This window comes from Novosphingobium sp. BF6, from assembly GCF_058273105.1.
In genome coordinates, this window is sequence record NZ_CM177775.1 from 2,330,684 (window position 1) to 2,356,018 (window position 25,335).

At 62.5% G+C, this 25,335-nt stretch carries 23 protein-coding genes and 1 pseudogene; 7 read left to right on the forward strand and 17 right to left on the reverse strand.

The window, feature by feature from the left end:
• The first annotated feature begins 70 nt into the window (after positions 1-70).
• Positions 71-967, forward strand: a complete 897-nt coding sequence (locus tag AC4D6D_RS11325; protein ID WP_491325354.1) for a glucosamine inositolphosphorylceramide transferase family protein — start codon at positions 71-73, stop codon at positions 965-967.
• Here the strand turns inward: AC4D6D_RS11325 and AC4D6D_RS11330 are convergent.
• The 10 genes from AC4D6D_RS11330 to AC4D6D_RS11375 form a co-directional block, all read right to left on the reverse strand.
• On the reverse strand, positions 942-2,021 hold the full coding sequence (locus AC4D6D_RS11330) for a glycosyltransferase family 4 protein (RefSeq protein WP_491325355.1): 1,080 nt from the start codon (positions 2,019-2,021) through the stop codon (positions 942-944). The genes AC4D6D_RS11325 and AC4D6D_RS11330 overlap by 26 nt on opposite strands.
• A gap of 5 nt (positions 2,022-2,026) precedes the next feature.
• Positions 2,027-3,391, reverse strand: coding sequence for a lipopolysaccharide biosynthesis protein (locus AC4D6D_RS11335; protein ID WP_491325356.1), 1,365 nt, complete (start codon positions 3,389-3,391; stop codon positions 2,027-2,029).
• A complete protein-coding gene (locus AC4D6D_RS11340; protein ID WP_491325357.1) occupies positions 3,388-4,581 on the reverse strand; it encodes a hypothetical protein in 1,194 nt (397 codons plus the stop codon). The genes AC4D6D_RS11335 and AC4D6D_RS11340 overlap by 4 nt, the downstream gene beginning before the upstream one ends.
• A 99-nt stretch (positions 4,582-4,680) precedes the next feature.
• On the reverse strand, positions 4,681-5,859 hold the full coding sequence (locus tag AC4D6D_RS11345; protein WP_491325358.1) for a glycosyltransferase: 1,179 nt from the start codon (positions 5,857-5,859) through the stop codon (positions 4,681-4,683).
• A gap of 5 nt (positions 5,860-5,864) precedes the next feature.
• Positions 5,865-6,836, reverse strand: a complete 972-nt coding sequence (locus AC4D6D_RS11350) for a hypothetical protein (RefSeq protein WP_491325359.1) — start codon at positions 6,834-6,836, stop codon at positions 5,865-5,867.
• 42 nt (positions 6,837-6,878) lie between these two features.
• The gene (locus AC4D6D_RS11355; protein ID WP_491325360.1) at positions 6,879-8,042 is read right to left on the reverse strand and encodes a glycosyltransferase; all 1,164 of its coding nucleotides are present in this window, start codon (positions 8,040-8,042) and stop codon (positions 6,879-6,881) included.
• Between the two features lie 53 nt (positions 8,043-8,095).
• Positions 8,096-8,842 (reverse strand): DUF2334 domain-containing protein, encoded by a 747-nt coding sequence (locus tag AC4D6D_RS11360; protein WP_491325361.1) that lies wholly within the window; start codon positions 8,840-8,842, stop codon positions 8,096-8,098.
• Positions 8,829-11,159: a TonB-dependent receptor gene (locus AC4D6D_RS11365; protein ID WP_491325362.1), complete on the reverse strand. Its 2,331-nt coding sequence runs from the start codon at positions 11,157-11,159 to the stop codon at positions 8,829-8,831. The genes AC4D6D_RS11360 and AC4D6D_RS11365 overlap by 14 nt, the downstream gene beginning before the upstream one ends.
• Before the next feature lie 31 nt (positions 11,160-11,190).
• The gene (locus AC4D6D_RS11370) at positions 11,191-12,153 is read right to left on the reverse strand and encodes a FecR family protein (protein ID WP_491325363.1); all 963 of its coding nucleotides are present in this window, start codon (positions 12,151-12,153) and stop codon (positions 11,191-11,193) included.
• Positions 12,140-12,721, reverse strand: coding sequence for an RNA polymerase sigma factor (locus AC4D6D_RS11375; RefSeq protein WP_491325364.1), 582 nt, complete (start codon positions 12,719-12,721; stop codon positions 12,140-12,142). Before AC4D6D_RS11375 ends, AC4D6D_RS11370 begins: the two co-directional genes overlap by 14 nt.
• Before the next feature lie 384 nt (positions 12,722-13,105).
• On the opposite strand from AC4D6D_RS11375, the gene AC4D6D_RS11380 reads away from it, so the two are divergent.
• Together AC4D6D_RS11380 and AC4D6D_RS11385 are read left to right on the forward strand one after the other, a co-directional pair.
• Positions 13,106-14,128, forward strand: coding sequence for an endonuclease/exonuclease/phosphatase family protein (locus AC4D6D_RS11380; protein WP_491325365.1), 1,023 nt, complete (start codon positions 13,106-13,108; stop codon positions 14,126-14,128).
• 124 nt (positions 14,129-14,252) lie between these two features.
• Entirely contained in the window at positions 14,253-16,349 is a 2,097-nt protein-coding gene (locus AC4D6D_RS11385) for a TonB-dependent siderophore receptor (protein ID WP_491325366.1), read from the forward strand.
• 25 nt (positions 16,350-16,374) lie between these two features.
• Here the strand turns inward: AC4D6D_RS11385 and AC4D6D_RS11390 are convergent, their stop codons facing one another.
• Together AC4D6D_RS11390 and AC4D6D_RS11395 are read right to left on the reverse strand one after the other, a co-directional pair.
• The gene (locus AC4D6D_RS11390; protein WP_491325367.1) at positions 16,375-16,746 is read right to left on the reverse strand and encodes a hypothetical protein; all 372 of its coding nucleotides are present in this window, start codon (positions 16,744-16,746) and stop codon (positions 16,375-16,377) included.
• Between the two features lie 269 nt (positions 16,747-17,015).
• Positions 17,016-17,831: a DUF3800 domain-containing protein gene (locus tag AC4D6D_RS11395; RefSeq protein WP_491325368.1), complete on the reverse strand. Its 816-nt coding sequence runs from the start codon at positions 17,829-17,831 to the stop codon at positions 17,016-17,018.
• A 78-nt stretch (positions 17,832-17,909) separates the two neighbouring features.
• On the opposite strand from AC4D6D_RS11395, the gene AC4D6D_RS11400 reads away from it, so the two are divergent.
• Entirely contained in the window at positions 17,910-18,179 is a 270-nt protein-coding gene (locus AC4D6D_RS11400) for a hypothetical protein (protein WP_491327269.1), read from the forward strand.
• On the opposite strand, the gene AC4D6D_RS11405 is transcribed toward AC4D6D_RS11400, so the two are convergent.
• Positions 18,094-18,339 (reverse strand): type II toxin-antitoxin system VapB family antitoxin, encoded by a 246-nt coding sequence (locus AC4D6D_RS11405; protein WP_491325369.1) that lies wholly within the window; start codon positions 18,337-18,339, stop codon positions 18,094-18,096. The two genes, AC4D6D_RS11400 and AC4D6D_RS11405, sit on opposite strands and share 86 nt — an antisense overlap.
• Before the next feature lie 657 nt (positions 18,340-18,996).
• On the opposite strand from AC4D6D_RS11405, the gene AC4D6D_RS11410 reads away from it, so the two are divergent.
• Positions 18,997-19,152: a helix-turn-helix domain-containing protein gene (locus AC4D6D_RS11410; RefSeq protein WP_491325370.1), complete on the forward strand. Its 156-nt coding sequence runs from the start codon at positions 18,997-18,999 to the stop codon at positions 19,150-19,152.
• A gap of 380 nt (positions 19,153-19,532) precedes the next feature.
• On the opposite strand, the gene AC4D6D_RS11415 is transcribed toward AC4D6D_RS11410, so the two are convergent.
• A complete protein-coding gene (locus AC4D6D_RS11415; RefSeq protein ID WP_491325371.1) occupies positions 19,533-21,290 on the reverse strand; it encodes a chloride channel protein in 1,758 nt (585 codons plus the stop codon).
• Positions 21,291-21,377: 87 nt separating this feature from the next.
• Here AC4D6D_RS11415 and AC4D6D_RS11420 point away from each other — a divergent pair, with 87 nt between their 5' ends.
• The gene (locus tag AC4D6D_RS11420; RefSeq protein WP_491327242.1) at positions 21,378-21,779 is read left to right on the forward strand and encodes a MarR family winged helix-turn-helix transcriptional regulator; all 402 of its coding nucleotides are present in this window, start codon (positions 21,378-21,380) and stop codon (positions 21,777-21,779) included.
• Between the two features lie 278 nt (positions 21,780-22,057).
• On the opposite strand, the gene AC4D6D_RS11425 is transcribed toward AC4D6D_RS11420, so the two are convergent.
• Entirely contained in the window at positions 22,058-22,627 is a 570-nt protein-coding gene (locus AC4D6D_RS11425) for a helix-turn-helix domain-containing protein (RefSeq protein WP_491325372.1), read from the reverse strand.
• A gap of 10 nt (positions 22,628-22,637) precedes the next feature.
• On the opposite strand from AC4D6D_RS11425, the gene AC4D6D_RS11430 reads away from it, so the two are divergent.
• Positions 22,638-23,546 (forward strand): DMT family transporter, encoded by a 909-nt coding sequence (locus tag AC4D6D_RS11430; protein ID WP_491325373.1) that lies wholly within the window; start codon positions 22,638-22,640, stop codon positions 23,544-23,546.
• 10 nt (positions 23,547-23,556) lie between these two features.
• On the opposite strand, the pseudogene AC4D6D_RS11435 reads toward AC4D6D_RS11430, so the two are convergent.
• Both AC4D6D_RS11435 and AC4D6D_RS11440 read right to left on the reverse strand, forming a co-directional pair.
• Positions 23,557-23,910, reverse strand: a pseudogene (locus AC4D6D_RS11435) (site-specific integrase); the annotation flags it as partial.
• Between the two features lie 285 nt (positions 23,911-24,195).
• Positions 24,196-25,224 (reverse strand): LacI family DNA-binding transcriptional regulator, encoded by a 1,029-nt coding sequence (locus AC4D6D_RS11440; protein ID WP_491325374.1) that lies wholly within the window; start codon positions 25,222-25,224, stop codon positions 24,196-24,198.
• Positions 25,225-25,335: the final 111 nt, after the last annotated feature.

Below are 25,335 nucleotides of genomic sequence, written 5' to 3' on the forward strand. Positions count from 1 at the left end.
CCCCTTTCCCCGGAACTTCGGTTCCGGGGAACGGCTTGACGGACCATGCGGACTGCGCCACCCGCATCCCATGCCGAGACGCAAGGATATCTGGCGCTGCGCGATCGTGACGCGGCCTCTCGACCGGGTGCTTGCGGGCGATTACGGCCCGCAGGAACTTGCATGGTTCCCCGAGGAGCCCGAGTTCACCTTCCTTGCCGACCCCTTCGGCTTCGACGACGGATCCCACCTTCACGCCTTCGCCGAACAGTACGACTATCGCACCCGGCACGGCGTTATCGAAAGGCTGACTTTCGACCGCGAGCTGAGGCTCGTTGACCGACGGCTCGTTCTGGAAGAAGCCTGGCACCTCTCCTACCCGCAGGTCTTCGCGGGCGAAGGCGCCGTCTGGATGCTGCCCGAGGCCCATCGGTCCGGCAAGCTCACGCTCTATCGCGGAAGCGAGGATCTGGTGCGGTGGCGCCCCGAATGCATCATCGCGCTGGACTGCGTGCCCGTCGATGCCTCGATCCTGCACCATGACGGGCGCTGGTGGCTGTTCTATTCCTCCGCGGAAGACCGGGAGACCAAGCAAGGCTCGCTCCACCTGGCCTGGGCGGAGAGCCTGACCGGCCCCTGGACGCCGCATCCTGCCAATCCGGTGCGTCGCGACAAGGCCTCATCCCGTCCCGGCGGCGCCCCGACCGTGCTCGGCGGCCGGATCATGCTGCCCACGCAGGACTGCTCTCAAACCTACGGCGGCGCGATAAGGCCGCTATGGATCGACCGCCTCGATCCGGACCACTTCGCGGCTTCGTCCGGCGCGGCGCTGGCTTTTCCGCCGGGCGCTCCGGCCGGATGCGAGGGCATGCATACGCTCAACGCATGCGGCGACTTCACGCTGCTCGACGTAAAGACGATCGACCGTTCGCTGAAAGGTCTGGCGCTCGATATCCGGCGCCTTACCGGCGGATACGCTCGCAGATAGCCCTGCCGGTGCGCGAGAAGGCTCGCGGCGAAAAGCGCTCCAGCATATCGGCGCGCGCCGCGCGCCCCATCTTGGGGAAACGCTCCGGACGGCTCAGAGCCTGCCTCAGACACTCCGCAAGTGCGGCCGGACTTTGCGGGGAGCAAAGCCAGCCGGTCGTGTCGGGCCTGACCGAGGCGGCCAATTCGCCGACCCTAGACGCGATGATCGGCAAGCCGGCCGTCATCGCTTCGTGACCGGCGATACAGAAGCCTTCCGAGCGGGACGGCTGAACATAAAGATGGCAGGACGCCAGGAATCGCTTCGGGTCTTCGACATATCCCGGCAAGCGAAAATCACTCAGCCCGGCGGCTCGCGCCAGGGACTGGAGACGATCCCGCTCTTCGCCTTCTCCGGCGATATCGAGGATCCAGGGCACCGGCGCGGTAAACCCGTTCTGCCGCAACTGCGCGAGCGCCTCGATCAGCACGTCATAGCCCTTCACGGGATGCAGGCGCCCGAGGCTGCCGATGCGCAGAACCTCGCCGTCCCGGCGCGGCCGGGCGATCGGCATTGCCGGATCGACGGCATAGATCGGCCAGATCGCCAGGCGGTCTGCGGAGATGCCGATGTGCTCCTGCGCGAAGGTGGCCACCGTCTGCGAATCCGCCACCCAGAGCATCGCCCGGGATTGCAGCAGGCGTAGCAGGCGCAGGTTCCAGGGTTTGAGAAAGGCCGCATGCTGCCAGGAAACGACCGGAAGCCCCAAGGCCTGACCGGCGAGGAGACCGAGCGAAGTCGCCCGGCTGAGCGAGGTCCAGAGATGGGTCGCGCGCCAGGCGCGAACTTCCCGCATGATCCAGCGCAAGGCGTGAAGATGATCCTTGCTCCCGCCGTCCCGCACAAGCGGATCGAGGCCCTCGGCTTCAATGGCCGCCAGCGCCCGTCCGTCACGCCGCGTGAGCGCGAAGACCCGGACTTCCGCTCCCGCCTCGGAAAGGGCCCGGGCGATGGACGGAACCGGAAGTGCAGCCCCGCCCCCTTCCACGGAGTTGATGATATAGGCAATCCGCATGGCACTCACCGGTCCAGACTGCTGCGCCAGACCAGCAGGACCAGGAGTCCGCTGGCGACGATGCTCTGGCCCAGCGCCTGGATGCCCGCTCCCCTCAATCCATAATGCGCAAGCAGCCAGGGAAGCGCGGAAAGGAACACGAGGCTGGCGAGCAGGTTCGCGGCCATGGAACGAAACGGGTGGCCAAGCGCGGAAATCGCCGAGCTGCAAGGCGGGCCGATCAGGGCGATGGCGCGTGCCAGAACCAGCACGATCATCACGCCCGCCGCGCCCATGAAGGCCTCGCCGGCGAGCAGATGCAGGATCTGCCGCGGAAACAGCGCGACCACCGCCACCACGGGCATCGCGGCCAGAAGTCCGATACCGACGATCTTGCCCAGGATACGGCGAAGCGCGGAACCGCCGTGTCCCTCTGCGACCACATGCGCAAGTTCGGCATAGGCGGTATTGCCCAGGATCTGTGCGGGCTGGGCAATGATGACGGTAGCCCGCTGAGCGACGGAATAGAGGCCGGCCATCGCCGGCCCCATGACCCAACCCACGACCAGCGGCGCCACGCGCCCGGCCAGTTCGCTCAAGGTCACGTCGGCATTGCTGGCGATGAGGAACCTGAATATCCCTGGATTCTCGGCTGCGACATCGCCCTTGCCCGGCTGCCGCAAGACCTCGCCGAGATTTCGCGCGGCAAGCCAGAGGCCCATCGCCCAAAGCACCGTGAATTCGGCAAGAGCCGCCACGAGCCAGGCGACGAGAAACGAGCGCAGCCCCCAGCCGCAGGCGATCACGATCAGCGCTCCGCCCAGGCGAACGACCGGCTGCACCAGATTGTGCAGGCCCAGAAGATCGAACCGGCCGCATAGCTGAAGATAGCCCGCAGGGGTCGATCGCACGGAACCCAGAACCGCGAAGGCATAGAAGGGAGCAAAGGCCATCGCCTTGGGGGTCCAGTCGAGATGCGGCCCTACGAGCGGAACGAGCAGGACGGCGGCAAGGATGGCAAGGCCGCCGCCGATCAGTTCGACTTTGGCCCCGTATCGCAGCAACCGCGCCAGACGATGGGGTTCATCGCGGCGCTGCGCCTCTGCCCCGTAACGAACGACCGCCTGCCAGGACGGGAATTCGACGATCCCGCATACGGTGGTAATATAGGCATGGACGAGGACGAGCACGCCGTAGTCCGAAGGCCCAAGGAAACGGGTTGCCAGCAGAAGGTAGCCGAGACTGACGATCCCCGCACCGGCCTTCCCCCCCAGGACCATGCCCAGCGAGACGAAGATTCGCCCGACACCGCGATTGCCGTGCGCTTTCGCGGTTTCACCTGCTGCATCCTCGGATGAAGCGGCCGTCGGATGCCATCCCCGGGACTTCATGCCGGAACCAGCTTGAGGTGGCGGTGCGACTTCACATGTCGCTCGGCAAATCGGGAAATGGCTTCGGCAGCACGTACCGACGACGGCTTCGTGCGAAGATCGAAGCTCTGCCGGAACAGCGCTTCCTGTACGCTTCGGTACTTCAGTTCGTGAAGCTCGTCCGCCCGTGCAATGGCGCCCGGAAGCTCATCGGGGCTGGATATGACCTCGCCCGCCGTCCAGTGCAGAAAGTTCGGATTGCCCTGCCACTGGTGCCCCTGGCTATTGAGAAAGATGCAGGGCCTGGGCTTCAGCAGGAACTCATAGACTTGGCTACTGGCGTCGCCAAGGTAGATATCGGCGGCCATCGTATAGGTCATGTCCGTGGAAGCGCGGCTTCCGAGATCGATCTTGATGTTCTCACCGCGCAGGAAGCGCTGCGGGATCGCGCCGGGTTTCTCGACGGTCAGCTTGTCGATCGTCACGACGAACTGCCGCTGGAACAGCATGACGTGCGGCGCGAAGATCAGGCCATTACGCTCGTCGGCCAGAAAGGTTTCGAACACGCCATGCCCATGCCGGAACCAGGACGACAGATGCGGCGAGCAATGCGGATTGTAGAGCACGACCTTGTCGGCGGCCGGCAGGAACCGCTTTCCGGGAGAATCCTTCAACGCGTCGAACTTCGGGTAGCCGACGAGGCTGATCCTGTCCGGATCGACTCCGGCCTCGACGATAAGCCGGTCGCGGATCTTGGCCCCCGAACAGAGAACATGATCAAAGCAGGCGCTGGCCTTGTCGAAGCCGATGGCACGATCCCCTGCCCCATGCCGGGTATGGACGATGGCCAGATCAGGAAGACCGTATCGCTTCTTGAGAAGCAGGGATGTCTTCTCCGCCACCACGAGAACGTCGAGCTTCCTGAAAAAATCGAGGTTGTCGCGGTAGACGAGCAACTTGCTCGCTGGAAGCACTTTCCCGAAGATCGCGTCCATCCTTCGGGAAAAGGCCGAAGGAGCAAGTTCGACATGCTGAATGCGCGTACCGATAAGGTCGCCGCCCAGCCGGCGCACTTCCGCGGCCAGCGAAGCGTTCGTCGTGGCGACGATCAGTTCACCGGAGAAGCCCTGTCCAGCCATCGCCAAGGCAATCGGAAGGCTATGAGCGACCTGGTGAGTCTGGTCGTGATTGAACAGGAATCCTATGCGCATGACGCAGAGACTCCACGGGAGCATTCGACCCGCATCTGCAATTTGGAGTTTTTTCGTTCATCGCGCCCGCCGTTTTCCGGAGAAAACCGTTTTCTCCGGTCAGGCCGCAGCCCGCATCCGCCCCAGCATCTCGTAATGCGCGAACAGACGGGCGAAGTGATCCCTGTGACTGATGACGTCGCCGGCAACATGGCTGACGGCGCTGCCCATACTCAGGGCGCCCCGTCGTTCCAGGCAGAAGGCTGCGATCGCATCGGACGCGGCATGAACGCTGGCCGCTTCATATCGCATGCCTGCACCGTCGCGGGCATGTTCGGCGGCGCCCCCGCGATCCGGAACGATCACCGGCGTCCCGCTCGCCCTTGCCTCGGCCGCCACCATGCAGAAGGTCTCCGCCTCGCAGCCGTGGATCAGCGCATCGGCACTCGCCAGGGTCGCGGCAAACGCCTTGCGGTCGCGAATGGGTTCGAACAGGCGGACGTGGGGGTTGCCGCCGATCGCACGCTGGATGGCCCGGCGCTCCCGGCCTTCGCCGAACAGGACCAGGCCCACCGGAACCCGGCGACTGGCTGCGGCGACCGCCTCGACCACCATAGGCCACCGCTTTTCCGGAGCGAGACGCCCCGCCGCAACCAGCAACCGGGCATTCCCGTCCAGCCCGCAGGCAGAGAGCAACGTCCTTCGCAGCGCCTCGTCCCGCAGGTTCGGCGAGAACGTCTCCGCCTCGATCCCCAGCGGATGCACCGCTACGCCGCACACACCGCCCTGCCTCAACCTCTCGGCCAGGCTCCGGTTGGCACAGACCGTCACGTCATAGTGCCCGCCCAGATGGCGCAGATGCTCCCAGTAGCGGTTGAACTGGCGGTCTATCCGTCTGGTCGAGAAAACCGGCCCGAACCAGCGATAGGCATAAGCCGCCAGGGGATCGGCATGCATCACGAGACTGCGCAGTGCCGCCCCCTGCCACCGCGAGACCATCAGCGGGCTGCGCCAGGGCGAGGAGACTTCCACGACGTCGGGCGCCTCCGCATCGAGAATGGCGTGCAGGGCCTGTTCGTCGGCGAAGTAGCCGTACTTCCTGTCGAGAGGGAAGCGGGGAGACGGCGTCGTCACGATCCGCGCGCCCGGCCCCCTGTCCAGAACCGCGTATGCATCGCCGGGCGCGACGATCACCACCTCATGGCCGAGCTGCGATGCGAGGTGGAGCTTCTGGTCGATGTAGGTCCTGACACCGCCACCTTGCGGTGAATAGAATGCGCAAACGTCGAGAATTTTCATGGAATTCAGCTCGCAGGCATTTCCGGCTCGGTACGCGGCGACGATCCGCCGGTCAGGCCGGTGATGTGGCGCACGAGATCGGTCAGGACGATCGCGACGCCGAGTACGACGTGGACCAGCAGGATGACCGAGGCCATCATCGTCATCAGCGCGGCGATATTGGTCTCATGGCCCAGGGTGAACACCGCGAGTCCGGCGAAGGCCACGTCCTTGTTCGGCACGAAGGGAAGTCGGGACACCAGTAGCCGCAGGGTCGAAAGGAGAAGCCAGGAAGTGACCGGCACTTGCGGCAGCACCATGTGCCAGAGCACCGCCGAAAGCACGGTGGTCACGACGATCCGCAGGAGATGCGCTTCCAGGATGAACCGCAGTTCCGCGCGCGGCAGCGTGAATATCCGGCGGCGCAGGAACATGGCCGCGATGGAGGTGACCAGCACGATGCACAGCGACAGCAGGACCGAGGAGTGATCGAGGCTGATATCGCTGGCCTGGATCAGCGGAACCATAGCCAGCACGAGCAGCAGGGTAACGCCGTTGCCAGCCATTGCCGACAGGATGGCCACATCCTTGATCGCACCGAACGGCGTGGCCGTCATCGCCTGGCGCCTCCGCGCCCAGGCATAGAAATAGGCCTCACCGAGATATCCGAAGAGCAGCTCGTTGCACACGAGCTTGCGCAGCAAGGGCACGATCCCGCCGACGGGCAGACGCCAGAGCCGCCGGAAGATGACCCATTCGCTGAACGGGCCTGCCAGATAGAACAGCGCGAAAACCACCCAGAAGGACGGGGAAGCCGGCACGAGCTGGAAGATGCGCTCCGGGTTCATGCCGTGCATGGCCAGAACGACGGCAAGCGCGACGATCACCGAAAACAGGAGGGGCAGAAGCGCCGCCATGCGCAGCCGCGAGGCCCGGTCCTGGGCACGAAGCTCAGGAAAATACGGCGCCGGGGCGTCAAGCGTTACAGTCTGGGACAAGGGACAGTCCTCGTTTCTCGAAAAAGCTGGGAGGGCCGAAGGTCAGCGAGACAGCTCGGGCAGAACTTCACGCTGGATGCGCTCGGCCTGCCGCACGGCGGCGCGCAGGACGGCGATATAGGCTGCCGAGGCCTGTTCCAGCGTAAAGCGACCGGCATAGGCGCGCAGGAACGGCTCGGGCGTGGGAAGCCCTTCAGGATCGGCGATGGCCGCCGCCATGGCGGCCCTGTCGCCGACCGGCACCAGAATTCCTCTCGATCCGTCGCCCAGCAGGGTCGCCATGCTGCTTGAACAGTCCGTTGCGATGACCGGCAATCCAGCCGCGATCGCCTCGATCACGACGGCGGGGACGCCTTCGTAGTTGGAGGACAGCAACAGGCAATCCGCCGCTTGCAGGTAGGTATCGGGACAAAGGACATGCCCCGCGAAAGTCACCGTGCCCTGAAGCGCCAGGTAGCGCACGGTACGCTCCAGAGCGGCACGCTCGGAGCCGCCGCCGACGATAGTTAGCCTGTCGCCCGGGCGGAAGCCGGATGCGAAAGCCAGGAGCAGCATCGTGAGGTTCTTCTGCGGCGCCAGTCGTCCGACCGCGACAAAATGCCGGGGCAGTTCCGGCTTGCGATCCCGCGGAATGGCCAGAAGCCGCTCGAAGCGGCGGCGATCGAGGGCGGGATCGTGGATCGTGACGATACGATGCGCTCCGACGCCCATGCCCAGGGCGATCTCCTCGGCCATGGGTTCGGCAAGCGCGACGAAGCGCTCCAGCATCAGGCCGTTGATCTTGAGCCAGAGACGATAGCAGACCCTGCGGAAGTTAGACTTGTCCTTGCGAACCAGATCGTTGCTGACCTTGACGACCACCGGCGGGCAGCGATCCCCGAACAGCAGCTTCATGACCACGCAAACGACCGTGTAGGTATTGCCGGGACAGAAGATCACGTCGGCGCGGGATTGCAGAAGATAGCGCATCATGCACCACATCATCCAGAGCGTCTCGAAAGTGCCGCTCGGTATGGGGCAGCGGGTAGTGAAGTAGTTCAACCCGCGCGGCGCGTTCTGCCGGTCCAGTCCCTCGTCGCGCCCCAACACCACGACGATGTCGTGTCCGAACTCCTGCCAGCGTACGGCAAGATTGAGCGCCACGCGCTCGACCCCGCCCGGCTCGAAGCTATGGATGGGAAGGACGATCCTGAGGGGTTCGATCATGCCGGTATGACTCCGGCACCATCATCGACCCGCACATGGAGGTCAGGAAAATTTCATCGCGTCAGGTCGGCGTAGCGGGAAGGCACATGACGGCGCGAGAAGGCCGCCAATGTCCTGTCGATGCTGCGCAGGATGGAAGGCTTGGTGACATCCCCGGGATGGACGGCAATGCGCACCGTCCCCTGTCCCTGCAAGGCGTGACGTGCCAAGCTCGCGAAGAACAATGACGATGCGGTCCGCATCGTGCTGCGGCTGGCCCAGGTAATGACCGGCCCGCGCACGATCGGCGCCCGTTCGCGACCGGGGCGCCAGACGCGGAAGTGGTCTTCCGCCAAGGAGAATCCGCAGTCGCCCAGCGCGGCAAGGGCGCCGGGCCCGTAAAGCCAGGCCGGCGCGATGAAGCCCGCCACGGGCACGCCGACGATATCTTCCAGCAGCGCCTTGCCGTCGCGCATGCGGGCCAGCGCTTCTGCATGGGAAAGCCCGAGAAACTCGCCCTCGCCCGCCGTCATGTGGCGGGCCTTGAAACCCTCGGCGCCGGTGTGGCTGCTGTCGTCGCGGTGATACCATCCGTGCACGAACATCTCGACGCCGGATGCCGCCCAGCCGCGCAGGCGAGACTGGAAGGAAGGGCTTTCAGCCAACGGTGCCCTGCCCCAGTGGTCGGGCACGACCAGCATCGCGAAACGGGCGTGACCCAGCCTGGCTTCGAGCAATTCGACAAGACGGTCGATCTGCGCCTCGAAACAGGGCGCGACATCGTGGATGGAGACGAGCAGGCGGCCTTCAGAATTGGGCATCGATACCGATCCTGATCGAACGGGGGCGCATCGGTGTCTGCTGCCGCCCTCCGGTTACGCTGAAAGGATTTCCGAAGGCGAAAGTATTGCCCCGGTCGTTGAGCACGTTGGCGAAATCGAGGGACAACCCCCAACGCTCGAAGCCCAGCCGCCCGCCCATCGAAAGATCGTAGTAGCGCCCCTGGCCAAGCGCGAACGGCGCGAGGATGGCCAGCTTCGAGTGCCCGACGTAGCGCAGCGCCGTGTCCAGGGTCAGGTTGGCGCGGCCGACGGCATGCGTGAACTTGGCGGCGGTCCGCCAGCCCTCGTCCGCGACGTTCGGCAGATCGCGATCTTCCGTATTGTCGAAACCGGGTGCCGGATGCGACAGGCTGCTGGAATTCAGAAAACCTGCCGCTTCCAGCGACAGGCCATCGATCGGTCTCCAGGCCAGTGTCGCGGCGACGTTGCGGACCCGTCCCGAGCCGATATTCGCGACGTAGGGCAGGCCGTCCATCGCCACGAGGTCAGCCTGGATGTCGCGCCAGCGGGCTACCGAAGCGGCCAGGCTGCCGGAAAGTCGCGCCCCCTCGTCCATGCCGAAACGCAGGCCCAACTCTGCCGTCTGGATGCGGTCCGACGCGAAGCGATCGGCGGTGGGATCGGTGGTAGAACCCGCGACTTGCAGTCCGCCCGGTCTATACCCTTCCTGGAAGCGCGCGTAGACGAGGATCCCCGCGCCGGGTTTCCAGGACAGGGCGGCGGATGGCAGGAAACGCTTCTGCCGGCGGACGGGCTCGAAATCGGCGCCACCAGCATCTTGGGAATCGCCTTGGAACTCGCTCGTCTGGCGAACGTAGCTGAAACGACCGCCCACTGTCAGGGTAACGTCGGCGCTAAGGGGAATGCCCGTCTCACCGAACAGCGCCGCGTCCAGAGTGGTGTTGGCCACATTGGAGATCTGCGCGAGAGCATCAGGCGCCCCAAGGCTGCGAACTCCGCGATCGATGTTCTGAATGAGGCTGATCCCGCCCAGCCATGTTCCCCGGTTTCCCCAGCTGCCGTTCACCCGGGTTTCGTGAGAGAGCAGCTTTACGGTCTCATCTTCCCGATACTCCCGCACAGCCACCGATGGAGCAAGCGTCGCATCGAAGACGGAGTCGATGCGGTGGTGCGCGTAGCCGGTCGATGAGACGAGCTGCATGGCCCCCCAGTCCCGCGAGACCGTCAGGCCGATCAGCCGGTAGTCGTTGTCGAACGGCTGGGCGATGGCGGAGGAGCGAACGAGGTCCGGCTCGCCGCGCAGGGTATACTGGCCGTCGCGGGAATCGAGGTCCTGAGCCGTCGCCGTGAGATCGACGGTCCATGATGCGTCCGGCTGCCAGCGAAGCGCCGCGCGCAGGCCGGATACGACATTGCGATTGATGTCGCTGAGGCCGCGCCCCGTATCGTCGATATAGCCGCCCTCCACGCTATGATAGGCCACCGCGCGAAGCGCGAGACGATCCGCCACCAGCGGCAGATTGCCGACGAGCACGCCATCGCCCCCAGGGGCGCCGTCCTGCGTGAAACGCAGGCCGAAGGCACCGTCCAGCGTCGTCGCCGACAGGTTCGGCGGCGTGGGCACGAGCCGGATGATCCCGCCGAGCGTACCGGCACCGTAGAGTGTGCCTTGCGGCCCTTCCAACACTTCGACCCGGGCTATGTCATGAAGCGCCAGATCGGGATCGGGCGCGCTGTAGATCAGGCGCATATCGCCTAGATACTGGCTGATCGTGGCCTGGCTGGTCCCGTTGAAGCTGCTATCCGCAATCCCCCGGATGAAGATCTTGTTGCGACCGGGGCCAAGGTTGGTCGAGGACAGTTCGGGCAACTTGCCCAGGATATAGCCCGTTCCCCGCGCGCCGGCTCTGACCAGTTCTTCACGCTCGGGCACGACGACGGCCAGACTGGCCGGATAGTCGGCCAGACCAAGCTTCTGCTTGGTTGCGGTCACCACGATGTCCGGCCCGACCGTCTCGGTAATCGGTTTCGGCGGTGCGATCCTGGGAGGACGCGGCGGCGAGACCGCGCGCAGTCTTTCAAGGCGTACAGTCCGCGCATCCACCATGCGGAAATCGTAGCCGGACCCCGCCAGCACTCGGCGCAACGCCTCAGCCACGTCATAGCGTCCGGCAACGCCGCGGGTCGTCAAGCGCCCGAGAGCTGGATCACCCAGAGCGATCGAAACACCCGCCTGCTCGGCCAGCACGAGCAGGGCATCGGAAAGCCTTCCGGCAGGCACCGAGAAAGCGATTTTTCGCTGCGACTGGGCACCTGCCGCTTCCGGTATATTCAATGCGACCGCAAAGAGCGCGGGAACAATCAGGCTAACGTGTGATCGACCAACCATCGGAGGTTTCGATTACCTTTGCATCGATCAGGATTGCGAGGCGCTTGCGCAAGGCCGCATCATCGCCGTCCAATTGTATGACACCTGTGAATCTGGCCTTCGATAGTTCCGGTCCCAGTTCGATGGCAACACCTCTCGCTCTCGTAATATCACCTGCGACGTCCATCAGGGGGACATCGCGGTAGACCAGCTTGCCCCGCGTCCAGGCGCCGATGTCGGAAACGGCCTTGTTGCCTTCCTCCAGCGTGTCGCCGCGCACGGCCAAGGTGTCGCCAGCATTGAGCCGAAGCCGCGTCATTCCATCCTCGAAGCGAACCGCACCTTCGGCCACTTCGAGCTCGACGCTTCGTCCATTCGAGCGGACGTTGAATACCGTGCCGACATCCACGATCCGCTGCGATCCGATGGTCAGGGTAAAGGGCCTGCCCGTGTCATGGCGCACCGAAAACTGCGCTTCGCCCGACTTGAGTTCCGCAACGCGCGGATCGGACTTGCTGAGAACGACCTGGGTGCCGCCGTTGAGCATGATCCTGCTGCCGTCCGAAAGCGCCATTGTCCTGGCCTCCCCCGGCGCGGTCGACACTAGGTAGGACTGTTCCCGTCCGGCCATCACGGCCCAGGTCCCAGTAGCGGCAAGCGCAACGCTCGCGGCCATCGCAGGCCACATCCAGCGCCGCTGCCGAGCCGGACGGATGGGGGTGACGGGGCACATGGAAGATACAGGATCGCAACCGGCTTCGTCCGCTTCCTGCCGGGCCAAGGCCATGGCGGGTTCAAGCCCGAGATCCGCATCGCAGACCTCTTCGTAAGCGGTGTTGTTGCGCGCGTCCGCTTCCAGCCATTCGGCGAACTCGATCCAGTCGCTCTCGCTCGCGTCCGCAAGTCGCACGAGCCAGGCAATCGCCTGTTCGTGAGCGCTTCCCTCTTCAAGACGAACCATCGGTCCCTCCTGTTCCATCGGCTTCACCGGGCATTCGTTCCAATTGCGTACGCACCTCAAGCAGAGCGCGATAGGCGCGCTGGAGGTGCTTTTCCACAGCGCTCAGACTGATATCGAATTCCTCGGCAATGGATTTCTGGGACCTGCCCTCAATCCTGAACTGACGAAACGCATAAGCCGTCCGTTCAGGCAGTTCCGCCAGCCGGCTCTCGACACGCATCAACTGATCGCGGGCGACCAAGGCGGCTTCGGCGCTAGGGGAGGTGTCCGCCTGTTCGCCGCCGCCGTCCGCACCGTGCCATTCGGCTTCCCTGGCAAGCCGGCGCGTTTCGGTGCGCCGTCTGGTATGCGCCATGTTGTTCAGGATCTGATAGAGATAGGCCCGCGGCGATCGGATCGGCCCGGAAACGCTCGCTTCCAGGCGGATATAGAGGTCCTGCAGGAGGTCTTCGGCATCGGCCTCACTCATCCGGCGCGCCAGCAGGAAACGGCGAAGCTCCCCGCGCATGGCAAGACATATCTGTCGTAAACCTCCGTCCGCCGGCACTTCCTGACCGAGCGACGTCATGGCACGTCCTCCCTGCGCAAACGGTCTCTCCTCCATCACGTAGAGCAAATGTTCGAAGGGTCTGCCAGAGTTCACCATCGCAGCCCTCAAAATTCCATGGCCGGACTGACACCGGCATCGCGGCGCCGACGCAGGACCTGACGGTCGCCGGGGATGTTCCTGGGCATTTCCATCCAGGCCTCGAGTCTCGAAGGGCCAGTGGCGACAAGCGCGCCGGCCCGCCCCATCATTGTAAATCGCCACATGGAAGTCCCTCCCTTCGCGTCTCAAGCGGTGAGCTGTCCAAGAGACTCCGAGCGAGGCTCCGACCCGCACCCGAAAAATCCGATGCGGAAATTATGTCTCCGCGGAGTCTAGGCGACATCGCAATTGGAGTGCGCGCTCGTGAACCGAGTTGGATTTTTTACGATTGCCCTGTTGGTCGGCATTGTTGCCGCCACCATCGCCCGTCCCTTGCCTGCCGCCGTCACCGAAGAAATCGGGAGGTCGCCAACCGCCCCGCATGAAGGCCTTTCGATCATGACGTACAATGTGAAAGGCCTCCCCTTCCCCGCCGCCCTTGGCCGCTCCTCCGCAATGGGCAAAATCGCAAAGCGACTGCGCGGCTTGCGGCTGCAAGGGCGCCAACCCGACGTCATCGCGCTTCAGGAAGCCTTCATTCCCGAGGCCAAAGCAATCGCAAAACAAGCGGGTTACCGATATGTCGCGACAGGACCCGCCGCTTCGGATGTACAGGCCCTGGCGAAATCAACGGCTGAACAGCCCGACTACGCGCCGCTCACCGATCCATCATGGTTCAAGGGCGAGACCGAGGGGAAATGGATAGACAGCGGGCTGGTGATCATGTCCGACTATCCGATCGTGGCGAGCCGCAAGATGGCCTATCCCGACCATGCCTGCGCGGGCTACGACTGTCTTGCGGCCAAAGGGGTGCTGGTTACCTGGATCAGGCTGCCGGGGCATGCGCAGCCGGTCGCGGTTGCGGACATCCATCTCAACTCCCGGAGCGCTTCGGGTGTATCCACCGAGAAGGCGAACGCCGCCTATCGACTGCAGTTGACCTCGGCCCGCGCCTTCATCCGCAGCCATGTTTCCCCTCGCACCAGCCTGGTCTTTGCAGGCGACTTCAACGTCGGCCACGATCCCGATCGCATCGCCGCCGCCACTTCGCTCGTCGGCCGGGGCGCGGGCGCCGCGGAAGCCTCAGCCCAAGGCATCGCCGGAGCACCGGTCGCTTCACCGGATTTAGCGGCGGTCATCAAGCGCGCGAAGGACAAGCAGTATTTCCGCGCAGGAAACGGCGAAACGCTGTCCGTGAAGAAGCTGGAAGTGCCGTTCGGTCTCGAAAACGGCGGAACGACTTTGTCGGATCACTTGGGCTATGTTGCGTTCTACCGTTTCGATTGAACCCGGGTCACTAGACCATCGGTAATCCGGACCTTTCCTTCCCTACCGTGTATTACAAGGAGAAGTTGCAAATGCCTCGCATTTGCGTAACAAGCCCGCAAAATTTCATCTTAGAGGGGGCGACATGCACGACACCAGGATCTCACACCGCGCGGCTTTGGTCTGCGCAGCGGCGATCAGCATGGTGCCGGGTATTGCCGCCGGCCAGACTGCCGATGTGCCGGAATCCCCGCGAGCCGAAGATATCGTCGTCACGGCCGACCGCCGCGACACCTTCAGTGCCGACTTCGTGCAGGCGGGGACCTTCCGCGATGCCCGTCTCCGCGATACGCCGCTCACCGTCGCCGTCCTGACGAAGGACCTCCTAGAGGCCCAGCAGGCACGCTCTGTGATCGACGCAGTCCGCAACACACCGGGAGTGACGCAGGCGCAGATCAACAGCGCGATCTACAGCAACCTCGCCATTCGCGGCATCACGCTCAACAACTTCACGAACGTGCGCTGGAACGGGGTGCTACCGATCGTGAACCTGATCGAGCAGCCGATCGAGAGCAAGGACCGCATCGAAGTCCTCAAGGGCGCCGCCGGTCTCTACTACGGCTTCGCCACACCTTCGGGCATCATCAACCTGGTCACCGAGCGTCCCGCGAATACCCCGGTAAGCCGCATCGATTTCCAGGGAGACAGCAACGGCGCGGCAGGCGCCAGCTTCGACGTCTCGCAAAGTCTTGGAAATACCGCCGGCCTGCGCGTCAACGCGGGCGCCTCCACGGTGGAAACCGGGATCAGGCGCACGTCCGGTTCGCGGCGCTTCGTTTCGGGTGCGTTCGATTGGCGCCCCCTGGACGGCTTGGAAGTGCTCCTCGATGCCGAGTACAACTTCAAGACCGTCACCGAGCCGACCGAATTCAGTCTGCCGGCCGCCGTGAACGGCGCGATCAGCCTGCCACCGCTGCAATCCCCATCGAAGAACCTGGGCGCCGCATGGATGCAGGGGCGAGGCCGGGAGACCAACCTGCTCGCCCGCGTGAACTACGATTTCACCCGCAACTGGCGCCTGTCCCTTGCCGCCGGCCAGTCCTACCTGACCCGGAGCCGCGCCTATTCCTCGTTCAGCGGCTACAACCTCGACAACGGCAACGGCACGGTCACCGTGGCGATGACCAGCGGGAACGACTACAAGAACGTCATCTATCGCGGCGACATTTCCGGCTCCTTCGAGACCGGACCGATCAAGCACAATATCCTGGTCGGAGTTTCCTACTATACCCGCAACAGCAACGTGCCGACCGCCGTACGCTATACGTTCGCCCAGAACCTCTACGATCCGGTGGATATTCCGCAGCAGGCCCCGGCACCACGCATCATTCCCAATCCTTCGCGGGTCAAGGACCTCGGCGCCTACGTGCTGGATCGTGCCTCGCTCGGGGACTGGCTACAGGCGACGATCGGCTATCGCAAGACCGACTACAGTGACGTCAGCCGCACCTCCAACTACAAGATCAAGCCCGGTACGTGGTCCTACGGCCTCATGGTGAAGCCGGTTTTCTGGGCCAACGCCTATGCGAACTACATCGAGGGCCTCGAACCGGGGCCGATCGCGCAGCAGATCGCCAATAACGCCGGTGAAATTCTGCCTGCGGCCATCAGCAAGCAGAAGGAAGCCGGAATCAAGATCGAGCCGATCCGCAGCGTGCTGATGACGGCGGCCTACTTCCATATCAAGCGCCCCTCCGCCTATCTGAACAGCGCCAACGTCTTCGTGCAGGATGCCGAGGCCGTCTACAAGGGCGCGGAATTCAGCATCGTCGGCGAAGTGCTGCCCCGTCTGTCCCTCTCGGCGAGCGCTCTCACGCTCGACGCCGCGCAGCAGTCCGGAAATGCTACTGTCGTGGGCAAGATGATCGAGAACATCTCGAAGTTCTCGGGCTCGATCTTTGCCGAGTACCGCGTTCCCACAGTCGAGGGATTGCGCGTTTCCGCAGGCATGTTCCATGTCGGCCGGCGCGCGGTCAATGCGCTCAACCAAGCCTTCGTGCCCGGCTACGAGACGTTTGACCTCGGCGCGAGCTACAGCTTCGACCTGGCCGGCAGTCCGACGACACTGCGGGTCTACGGCGAGAACGTAACGGGCAAGCGCTATTGGGCCTCGACCGGATCGAGTCTGTTGGCGCAAGGCTTGCCCGCGAGTGTCAAATTCAGTGTCTCTTCGAGGTTTTGAGCTGAATTGATAAACAAGGCGCCGCTCATTCTGAGGGCAAGGTCTCGTTGATCACATCCAGAGGATGACGTCTGCGGCGGGCGCGATGGCGGAGAAGTAGGCAGGCGAAGTGGGGCCACACCGCCGATTTGCGCGAAGACTTGATCACGGCGTCTCGGACAATGTTTTTCGATCCGTTGCTTCTGATTTTTAAAGATGCCCAAGCGGCAGGCGAGATCGTACCGGGGGAGGAATGCGGTGAAATCGCACGCCTCATCATGACAATGGCGCTGATCGGAGCGCAAATTCCGGATGACCTGCTCGAAAGCTCGCGCTCGATCCCTATCCGCAGCCCCAGAATACGGACTTTCTCAGCTGGGTCATCGTCGAGGGCATCGCGCTGCGCGGTAATTGTCATCGTCACTCCCGTATACGGGCTCGTGCGTGTACGTGCTCATGTAGGTTGCCGCAGTCGCCCAGTGAAGATCGGCCCGGCCGGTCCGAACCCTCTGAAGCCCAATTGCTGATAGCTGGTGCTGTCAGGCGTCGTGCGGGTCAGCGTTATCTCGACCTCACAGAGGTTCTTGGTAAAACGAGACTTTCCTGGCGCCCTCGAGATCGCGAATGCCAAGGTAGAGGCCTACCAGCGCGTAAACCACACGAAGTTCAAGGGAGCCAACCACGCATCTACTGGTCGTACATGTCCAGACGGGTACTTGAAACTGCGATGCAGATCTCGTACATCGGTGTGGCAGGGAGACCTGTAAGGCGAATTGTCTTGGCCCTGTGCTGAGCGAGCGCTGTGGCTACCCAGGCCCATAAAGTCTGGTTGCCGGCCATCACTCCCGCAAGAATTCTCTGAGCCGCCCTTCGGGGCGGCTCATTTGCATCCCACACTAGGTCAATACCGAATCGCTCGCGCACCCCGCGGGCGTTGTAATCTTCGGCGACGATCCATTTATGCGCGTACGCGACGACGTCCGCCAGCTGCAACAGGCGCGATGCCGCAGAGTCCAACCGAACGACCCTGTTCACGCCGCGAAACCGACCATCATCACGCCTGGCGCGCTCCAGTTCGGCCGCGAAGTCAGGATGTTCATTATGTTGGTTCACGTCGGTGATGACATCCACGTTCGAGACGCTGTCACGACCGAGGATAGCGCGAAAACGCTTGAGCCCGATTTTGACCGTCTCGACCACCGCCTGCGCATAGAGGACTGGCGGGTTGCCTTCCTGCACCGGGCATTTCTGGTTGAGCATCACCACCCGCTCGAGAGCCACATCGGCTACCAGCCGATCGAGGAGGCCTTGCAGATAACCGTCCGACAGTTTGACCGCGTGGATCTCATTCGCGTTGGCTTCGAGCAGGTCGCTGAAGCGCTTGTCCAGATGCCCCGCTTCGTTGGCGAGAACGAAGACCGCGCCGAGATGAAAAGGCGCTACCCCGGCCATCCCGTACTCGTCGACGAAACATAGAATCTTCTTGTTGAGCCGAGCGGCCATTCATCCACCTGCCGCCTTCACCACCTTGGCGATCTGGCGCCGATCTTTCAGTCCCGGCCGAGCGGCGGCTTTTCGGACTTGGCGCGCATGCTCGCCCGCTTCCAGGAAATCGGGTTCGATCTACGCAAGCTTATCGACCAGACCTTGGAGGTCGTATTCATTCGAGATCTTGCCGCGATGGCTGGAGCGCCGCTCGATGCGGCGGATGAGACCCATCACTTCCAGGTCGTCCAGGTATCGCTAAACCTGGCGGTCACTCCAATCAGTGGTCACCATAAAGGTCGTCGATGTGGGTCTTGTCTGCTGGCTTACCTGCACGAGGGCCAGACTTTGAATGCAAAAATTTGACGAAGGCTAAACCCGTTTCGACGAGCGACAGGGCCGCGCCCTGCCGCGCGAGCTCATGCCGCAATGCACGACGAACCGCCTCAGTTAAGCCGATCCCTTGTATGGTAGCTAAACGCCGCGCCATTTGCTCGACCTCGGGATCTTTCACGTGAAGAGACATCGAGTCTTCCTCCAAGATCAACGGTACCCCCTAATGAAGCGTCCCGGGCTTTCCGGGGGCTATCCGGCTTGCCTCGGGCAGCCATATCGAGGGTCTCGAGGGCTGTATAGTAATTTGCCCCTGCCTCGGCGGCCAGCATGTAGCCGAGCGGATCGAACAGGCGATGCTCGGTGTACCAGTGGGCCCAAGGGAGCCATTTTGACGGCCGAAGCACTCACCAGGAGCGCCGGCGCCAGATTACCTACGCCTTGTGGAGCCAGTCGATCGTTTGGCCAAGGCCTTGTCGTGCGAGTGCCCGACACTGTCGACTGGAGGAACAAGGCCTAGGCTATGACGGTGAACGGTAACGGCACCGTGCGATTGCCTCAGTGCCCAAGCGTTGTTCAGCGTAGCCACGAGGTGTATGCTGCGACTCGGAAAGCCCAGCTGCGGCACCGAAAATTCAGCAGCTTAGGCCCGGTCCTATACTGGCTCCGACTCCTGCCGCCCCAGCCAGGTTATGTCGGATTTCGCGAAAATCCGCTCCGAATTGCATGACACGCGATTCTGGAACGTTTTATGTCCGATGACTCACCCGACGCCTTTGATTCGTAACGGCGATCTATCGAGAGTGGTTGGTCCTTGACCAACGGACAATTTCTCTAGCAAACTACGATCATGGACGCGAAACTCGCCTGTGATGCGCTGGCTGCGCTAGGTCGGCCTACTCGCCTCAATATCGTCGAACTGCTATCGACTCATCCGGTCGGTCTTTCCGCGGGCGACATTGCGCGAGAACTCGATTTGCCCCCAGCACGCTTTCGACTCACCTAAGTATACTCGCGCGCGCAGGACTGCTGACAGTCGAGAAAACCGGACGGTCATTGGTATACATGTCAGAAAAGCCCGCGTTGGAAGCCCTTGCCTCATATCTATCGCGTCAGGCAGCATAAGCTCTCAATCAGAATTTAAAGAGCGCCCATAGGTGTCCGCCACGGGAGCGCCGTCCACGCCCTGCGTCAGAATGAACGTTTTCTGCGCGTCTGAGAATCTCGATGCCTTCATCGTCCTTCGCTTCTCCCAGCCAGGGAAGATTACGGCGAAAAACTCTAACTCCAAGCGATCCAGTTTTCCGGGATCAGATCAGATGTGCTTATTCAATGTTATTTTGAAATTGGGCGCCAAAGCCAGTTCCATGTGGATTTCCTGACGAATCAAACGAAGCGTGAGCGTCCGACTTCCGCCATGCGGGATGCGCTGCGAGCCTTGAGCAAATCCTGCCGAGTGAGCAGGCCCAGCACTTTGCGGCTGTTCCGGTCGACGATCGGAATACGGCCTATGCCGGTCTCGATAATCAGGTCCGCAACTGCCCCTGCGGATGCTTCCGGAAAAGCCGCCGGCAGGTCTGCATCGGAGATCGTCTCGCCCAGGGTAGCGTCTTTCATGCCGGTTGCTGTCTGCCAGTGCAGCGCATCTGCGCGGGAAACTATCCCGACCAGACGGTTATCCGCGTCCACCACGGGATAGCTGCGGTGCCGGGCTTCTTCGGCAAAGAACGTCACTGCCTGCGCGGCCGTCATGGAGGCTGGCAGAGTTTCCGGCGCATGGGTCATGATCTGGCCAGCCTGCAGCAGATCGAGCGGATCGACGGTGTATTCCTGAAGGACGTGCCGCCCACGCCGGGCGATTTTCTCGGTCAGGATCGATCGGCGCATGAACAATACGCTGACGGCATATGCACCGGCGGCAGCGGCAACGGTGCAGGGAATGGCCTCGAAATTCCCCGTGAGTTCGACCGCGAAAAGCGCGCCGGTCAGCGGTGCGCGCATTGCTCCGCTCATGATGCCGGCCATGCCGATCATCGCCCAGAAAGACGGGTCTCCGGGCAGAAACTGCCCCAGCAGGAAGCCCGCCGTCCCGCCCAGGATCAGAAGCGGTGCCAACACCCCGCCCGAGGTCCCTGAACCCAGTGCGATCAGCCAGACCAGCGCCTTGATAACCAGCAGTGAAACGACCAGTTTCAGCGCCAGAGAACCGTTCAGTAGCGCTTCGATGCTGGCATAACCCGCGCCCAGCACGCGGGCGTCCACAAGGCCGCCGAGGCCGACCGCTATCGCGCCGATTGCCGGCCACCACATCCAGTGCAGCGGCAGCCTGTGGAACAGGTCCTCGACGCGGTAGAGCGAGGTTGAGAGCAGCATCGCTTCGATGCCCATCACGATGCCAAGCGCTGCCGAAGCGAACAGATCCCACGATGTTCCGGGCAAGGTTGCGGACATGGCGAACATCGGACCCGCGCCCAGCAGGTATGGACGGCAGTAATAGGAGATGATCGCCGCCACCACGACCGGGACGAAACTGCGAGGTTTCCATTCGAACAGCAGGACTTCCACGGCCAAGAGGATCGCGGCGAGCGGCGTGCCGAATATCGCGGTCATGCCCGCCGCCGCGCCCGCGACCAGTAGGGTCTTGCGTTCGGCAGCGCTCAGGTGAAAGCACTGGGCGAAGAGGGAACCGATGGCGCCACCCGTCATGATGATCGGCCCCTCGGCGCCGAAGGGGCCGCCACTGCCGATCGAAACTGCTGAAGACAACGGCTTCAGAATGGCAACCTTCAGGGGCAGGCGGCTTTCGCCGTAAAGAATGGTTTCGATGGCTTCCGGAATGCCATGGCCGCGGATCTTGTCGGAACCGAAGCGGGCCATCAGGCCGACGATCAGGCTGCCGATCACCGGGATCGCGATCACCATCAACCCCACCGAGGCGTCGGTGATGGAAACGGTATCGGCCGAGAGGCGCGTGAACCAGAACAGATTCGTAGCCACTGCGATCAGTTTGACGAGAGCCCAGGCGCCCAGCGCTCCGCCCGCGCCAACCACCGTGGCCATCACGGCCAGCAGCGGCATCCTGCTATCGACGCTATGGTCGCCCAGTGGATGGTTTCCACCAGAGCGAATGGGTGTACCTGACATCTTCTGCTATCGCCTTGCTGCCGCGCTTGGTGGCGCAGATATATCGCAATGCGATATAATACAACCTTGGAGACCGCCGTGACGGCGATGGATACCTCATTGGACGATGCCGACTACGCGGCACTGGCCGAATTCCGCCACACGATCCGCCGGTTTCTGGCGTTTAGCGAGGCTCATGCCGCGCGCGTCGGGTTGACGCCGCAGCAGCATCAGGCTTTGCTGGCAATTCGTGCCACCCCACCCCATCAGGCTACCGTCGGGCATGTCGCCGAGCAACTGGTGCTGAAACCCCACAGCGCGACGGGATTGATCGACCGGCTGGCAGCACTGGGATTGATCACGCGGGAAACGGCCGAAAATGACCGTCGCCGTGCATTGCTCCGCCTGACGGAAAAGGCTCTCGGAATCTTGGAAGAGCTGTCCGCCGCTCACCGCGATGAGATCCAGCGTTTACGCCCGGCGCTGTCGGACATTCTCAGCCAGTTTTGAGCAACGTCATGGCAGGTGAACGGCTGGCTTCTGGAACTGCCATTGACTTGGTAGATAACCACTGGCAGCTGATCCATCTGAAGCGGGAATTCGCTCCACCGTTGCGTTTAAGCGTACCGGGCAAGACCGCTTTTCCGGCCGGGCCTGAGGCGCGTTGGAAGGCGGCGCTGAGAGAGCTAGCAGCCGTATGCCCTTGTCCAGCGTGGCTTGGAATTTCGCCGACATAGCGCCCGCTGCCGGAAAGCCGGAATTCGTGACAAGCTGCGACTTCTTCAGGTTCAACAGACAACGACGCGGGTGAACCTGACCACCTCGTTGCCTACGTTCGTGTAGGAAAACGGCTGTGCGCTGCTGTAGATTGCAAAATCTTGGGCAGTGACGATGACCGCTCCGTCGGCCTTGTCGATGCGCAGCCGTCCTGCGGTTACGAAGATCATCTCGTGCCAGCCTGCCGGATCCGGTTCGGCAATATATTGATCGCCGACCTCGAGCGACCAAGACCACAGCTGAGCTGACACAGCAGCAGGAACGCTGCCGAGAAGAACAGCCTTGCTTGCATCGCCACTTCCCCTCCAGGTCAGTGCTTCAATTCGCTCGGCATTGACCCGCGGATCGGCAACCATGGCCACAAAGTCAACGCCAAGCGCCCAAGCCAGCTTATCCAGGCTGGACAGGCTGATATTGGTGTCGCCTCCCTCAAGGTTCACGATCATCCGGCGGCTTACGCCTGACGCTTCTGCCAGTGCGGCTTGGCTGAGCCCCGCCAGCCGACGTAGACGCTTGAGATTGTCGGAGACATGCGAAAGAACATCGGATCGATCGGCTTGACTGCGCACTATATTGCTCATAACGGGCAGTATGTTGCACAGGTCCTCCGTACGCAAAACCTTTTTCAGCCGCCAAGAAGCTGCTCTGATAGGGATCACCCTAATTTGGGGCTTCACGTTCCTAATCGTGCATTTGGCTGTTGGGCATGCTGGCCCGCTATTTTTCGTTGGCCTCCGCTTTGTTGCAGCAGGCCTGTTAACGACAGTGATGTGCCGCGGCGCGCTTCTTGGCCTCACGAAGAAGGAGTTGTTGGCTGGATCTGCAATCGGTGTAACCATCTTCCTGGGTTATGGATTGCAAACCTATGGCTTGCAGTCGATCAGCAGCAGCACATCAGCTTTCCTAACCGCGCTCTACGTACCGATGGTGCCGCTCATCCAATGGCTGGTGATGCGTCGACCACCGCGTGCGCTGACATGGGCCGGTATTGCCCTCGCTTTTGTCGGCTTGATCTTACTTGCAGGACCTGATGCATGGCATGTCGGCGTCGGAAGCGGCGAGGCTGCTACGCTCCTCAGCGCAGCAGCAATCGCTGCTGAAATCATCTTGATTGGTCGGTTCGCGTCCGAAGTGGACAGTTCCCGGGTCACGGTCGTGCAGCTTTTAGTAGGTGGCCTGCTGTCCTTTGCCGCGATGCCCATAGCTGGCGAGAACATTCCCGCTTTCTCCTGGATTTGGCTGCTCGCTGGACTTGGCTTGGGCATCGCGAGTGCTCTCATCCAGCTGACGATGAATTGGGCACAGAAATCTGTATCGCCCACACGCGCGACAATCATCTATGCAAGTGAACCTGTCTGGGCAGGCATTGTAGGGCGAATTGCGGGCGACAGACTTCCGCCGCTCGTGATACTCGGAGCCGCCTTTATCATTGCCGGTGTGATCGTCAGCGAGCTCAAACCGCGCCGAAGGAGCCACGGCGAGGCTCAGCCAAGTAAGTAAGCGCGAGGATAGGGAAAGTAAGGTCATCCAAGGACCCTCCTCGCAGTTCCAGCCATTTGAATAGGCTGGCGCGAGCATCGGTCATCAGTTCAAACTGAACCGGCCTGCCGGTCTTTTGCTGTAGCCCGTGTTCGAATTTTCAGATCACAACGATATCGCTGATCCTGATCTTCACCAGAGCGCATCCGCGAAGCTTGTTGTCGATAGCGAGGTCAAAGAGGGCTCGGTCGCGGCCCCGCCCATGCTGGTCGAGGAAGAAACGGATCGCCCATATCTGACCGGGTTTGAGCGCTCGCTTTGTGCCAACCTTACGCCCGGCGTTCCACGATACTCGCTCGCGAGCGGCGGGATCAAACTCTGAAATCCCCTGAAGCGTTCTACCTGTGGCCCTGACGGCCACAGGTAGAACGCTTCAGGGGGAGGCCACCCCTAGTCGGTCATTCAGCCGCCGACTTTTCGATCCCATCAGCGGCCGGTCTGCTTTCCGATTCAAGACCGCCACTGCCGACGCAGTAAATCTTGCTTAGCACACAATGCCTTGTTGCAGTCAGAGGGCTTCGCCAAGTCGTGCAATAACGAGTACCCCCCTGTTTCTGTCGAGCATCATTTGAGAAACCACTTAACTTCTCGAGATCCTAAATTTATCGGATCAGTTCTTCGAAGGTGAAGCTGTCGACCTTCGGGGTATCAAAGTGGGCGCAACAAGACGCAGTTTGGCCGACGCTTCCTCTGGGCGCTTTTCAAGCAGTTCCAGCGCGGCGGCGGCAATCTGATCGAACGGGACGCGCAACGTAGTCAGCGGCGTAGGCAAATGACTCACGATTGGAATGTCGTTGTAGCCGACGAGCGACATGTCCTCTGGGACCGACAGGCCGCGATTGGTGAGAGCCGACAAGGCACCGATTGCGGTATTATCGTTCACCGCGAATATCGCGCTCGGTCGTTCCGGGAGGTCCATCAAGGTTTCGGCTGCTTCGGCTCCGGCCTCGATGCTGAAGCTGGATTCGACGATCAGGGCCGGGTCTACGGCGACGTTCGCTTCTTCGAGCGCCTGTCGATACCCCTCGGTTCGCAGCCTGGCACTTGAAGCAAACGTCGGCCCGGCGATGATCCCGATGCGCCGATGGCCGAGGTCCAGCAAATGGCGCGTTGCGAGATAACCCCCGAGACGATCGTCGCCGATCGAGGACAGGCTGGTTCCATCGGTACGCAATGCGAGCACAAAGGGAACGTCGCGTTCCGACAGGCTCTTGGGCAATTCGTCGCCGTCCCTTGCAGTCGCCAGGATCAGGCCGTCCACGCCGCGCTGAAGAAGGGATTCGGCGGCGAGGCGGTCCGCGTCGATGTTGTCGTCGGTCGTCGCAACCAGCGCGACCCGGCCCGTACGAGCGGCAGCCTTGGCGATGGCCTCGTAGAGCATGGCCATGACCGTATCGGTGAGGCGCGGCACGATGACGCCGATCGTCATCGTCTTGCCACGCCGCAGGCTCGCGGCAGAAATGTCGCGCACATAACCAAGCTCTGCCGCGACCTGCTTTACCCGGCGCGCGGTGGGGTTGTCGGATGGGGGCAGCCTCTCATCGAGGATTCGCGACACGGTCGATTTCGATACGCCGGCAGCGGCCGCGACATCGTGCAGCGTCACTCGCGAATGCTTTGTCTCAACGTCGGCGATCATGTCTGCAAGCCCTGATTCTGAGCGTATTTTCACTCCCTGCGAGTGCCTGATCCTTCATGCCGCAAAAACCCTGTTGACACCAGCCTCGTTTTGGAACGATTGTGGGAACGT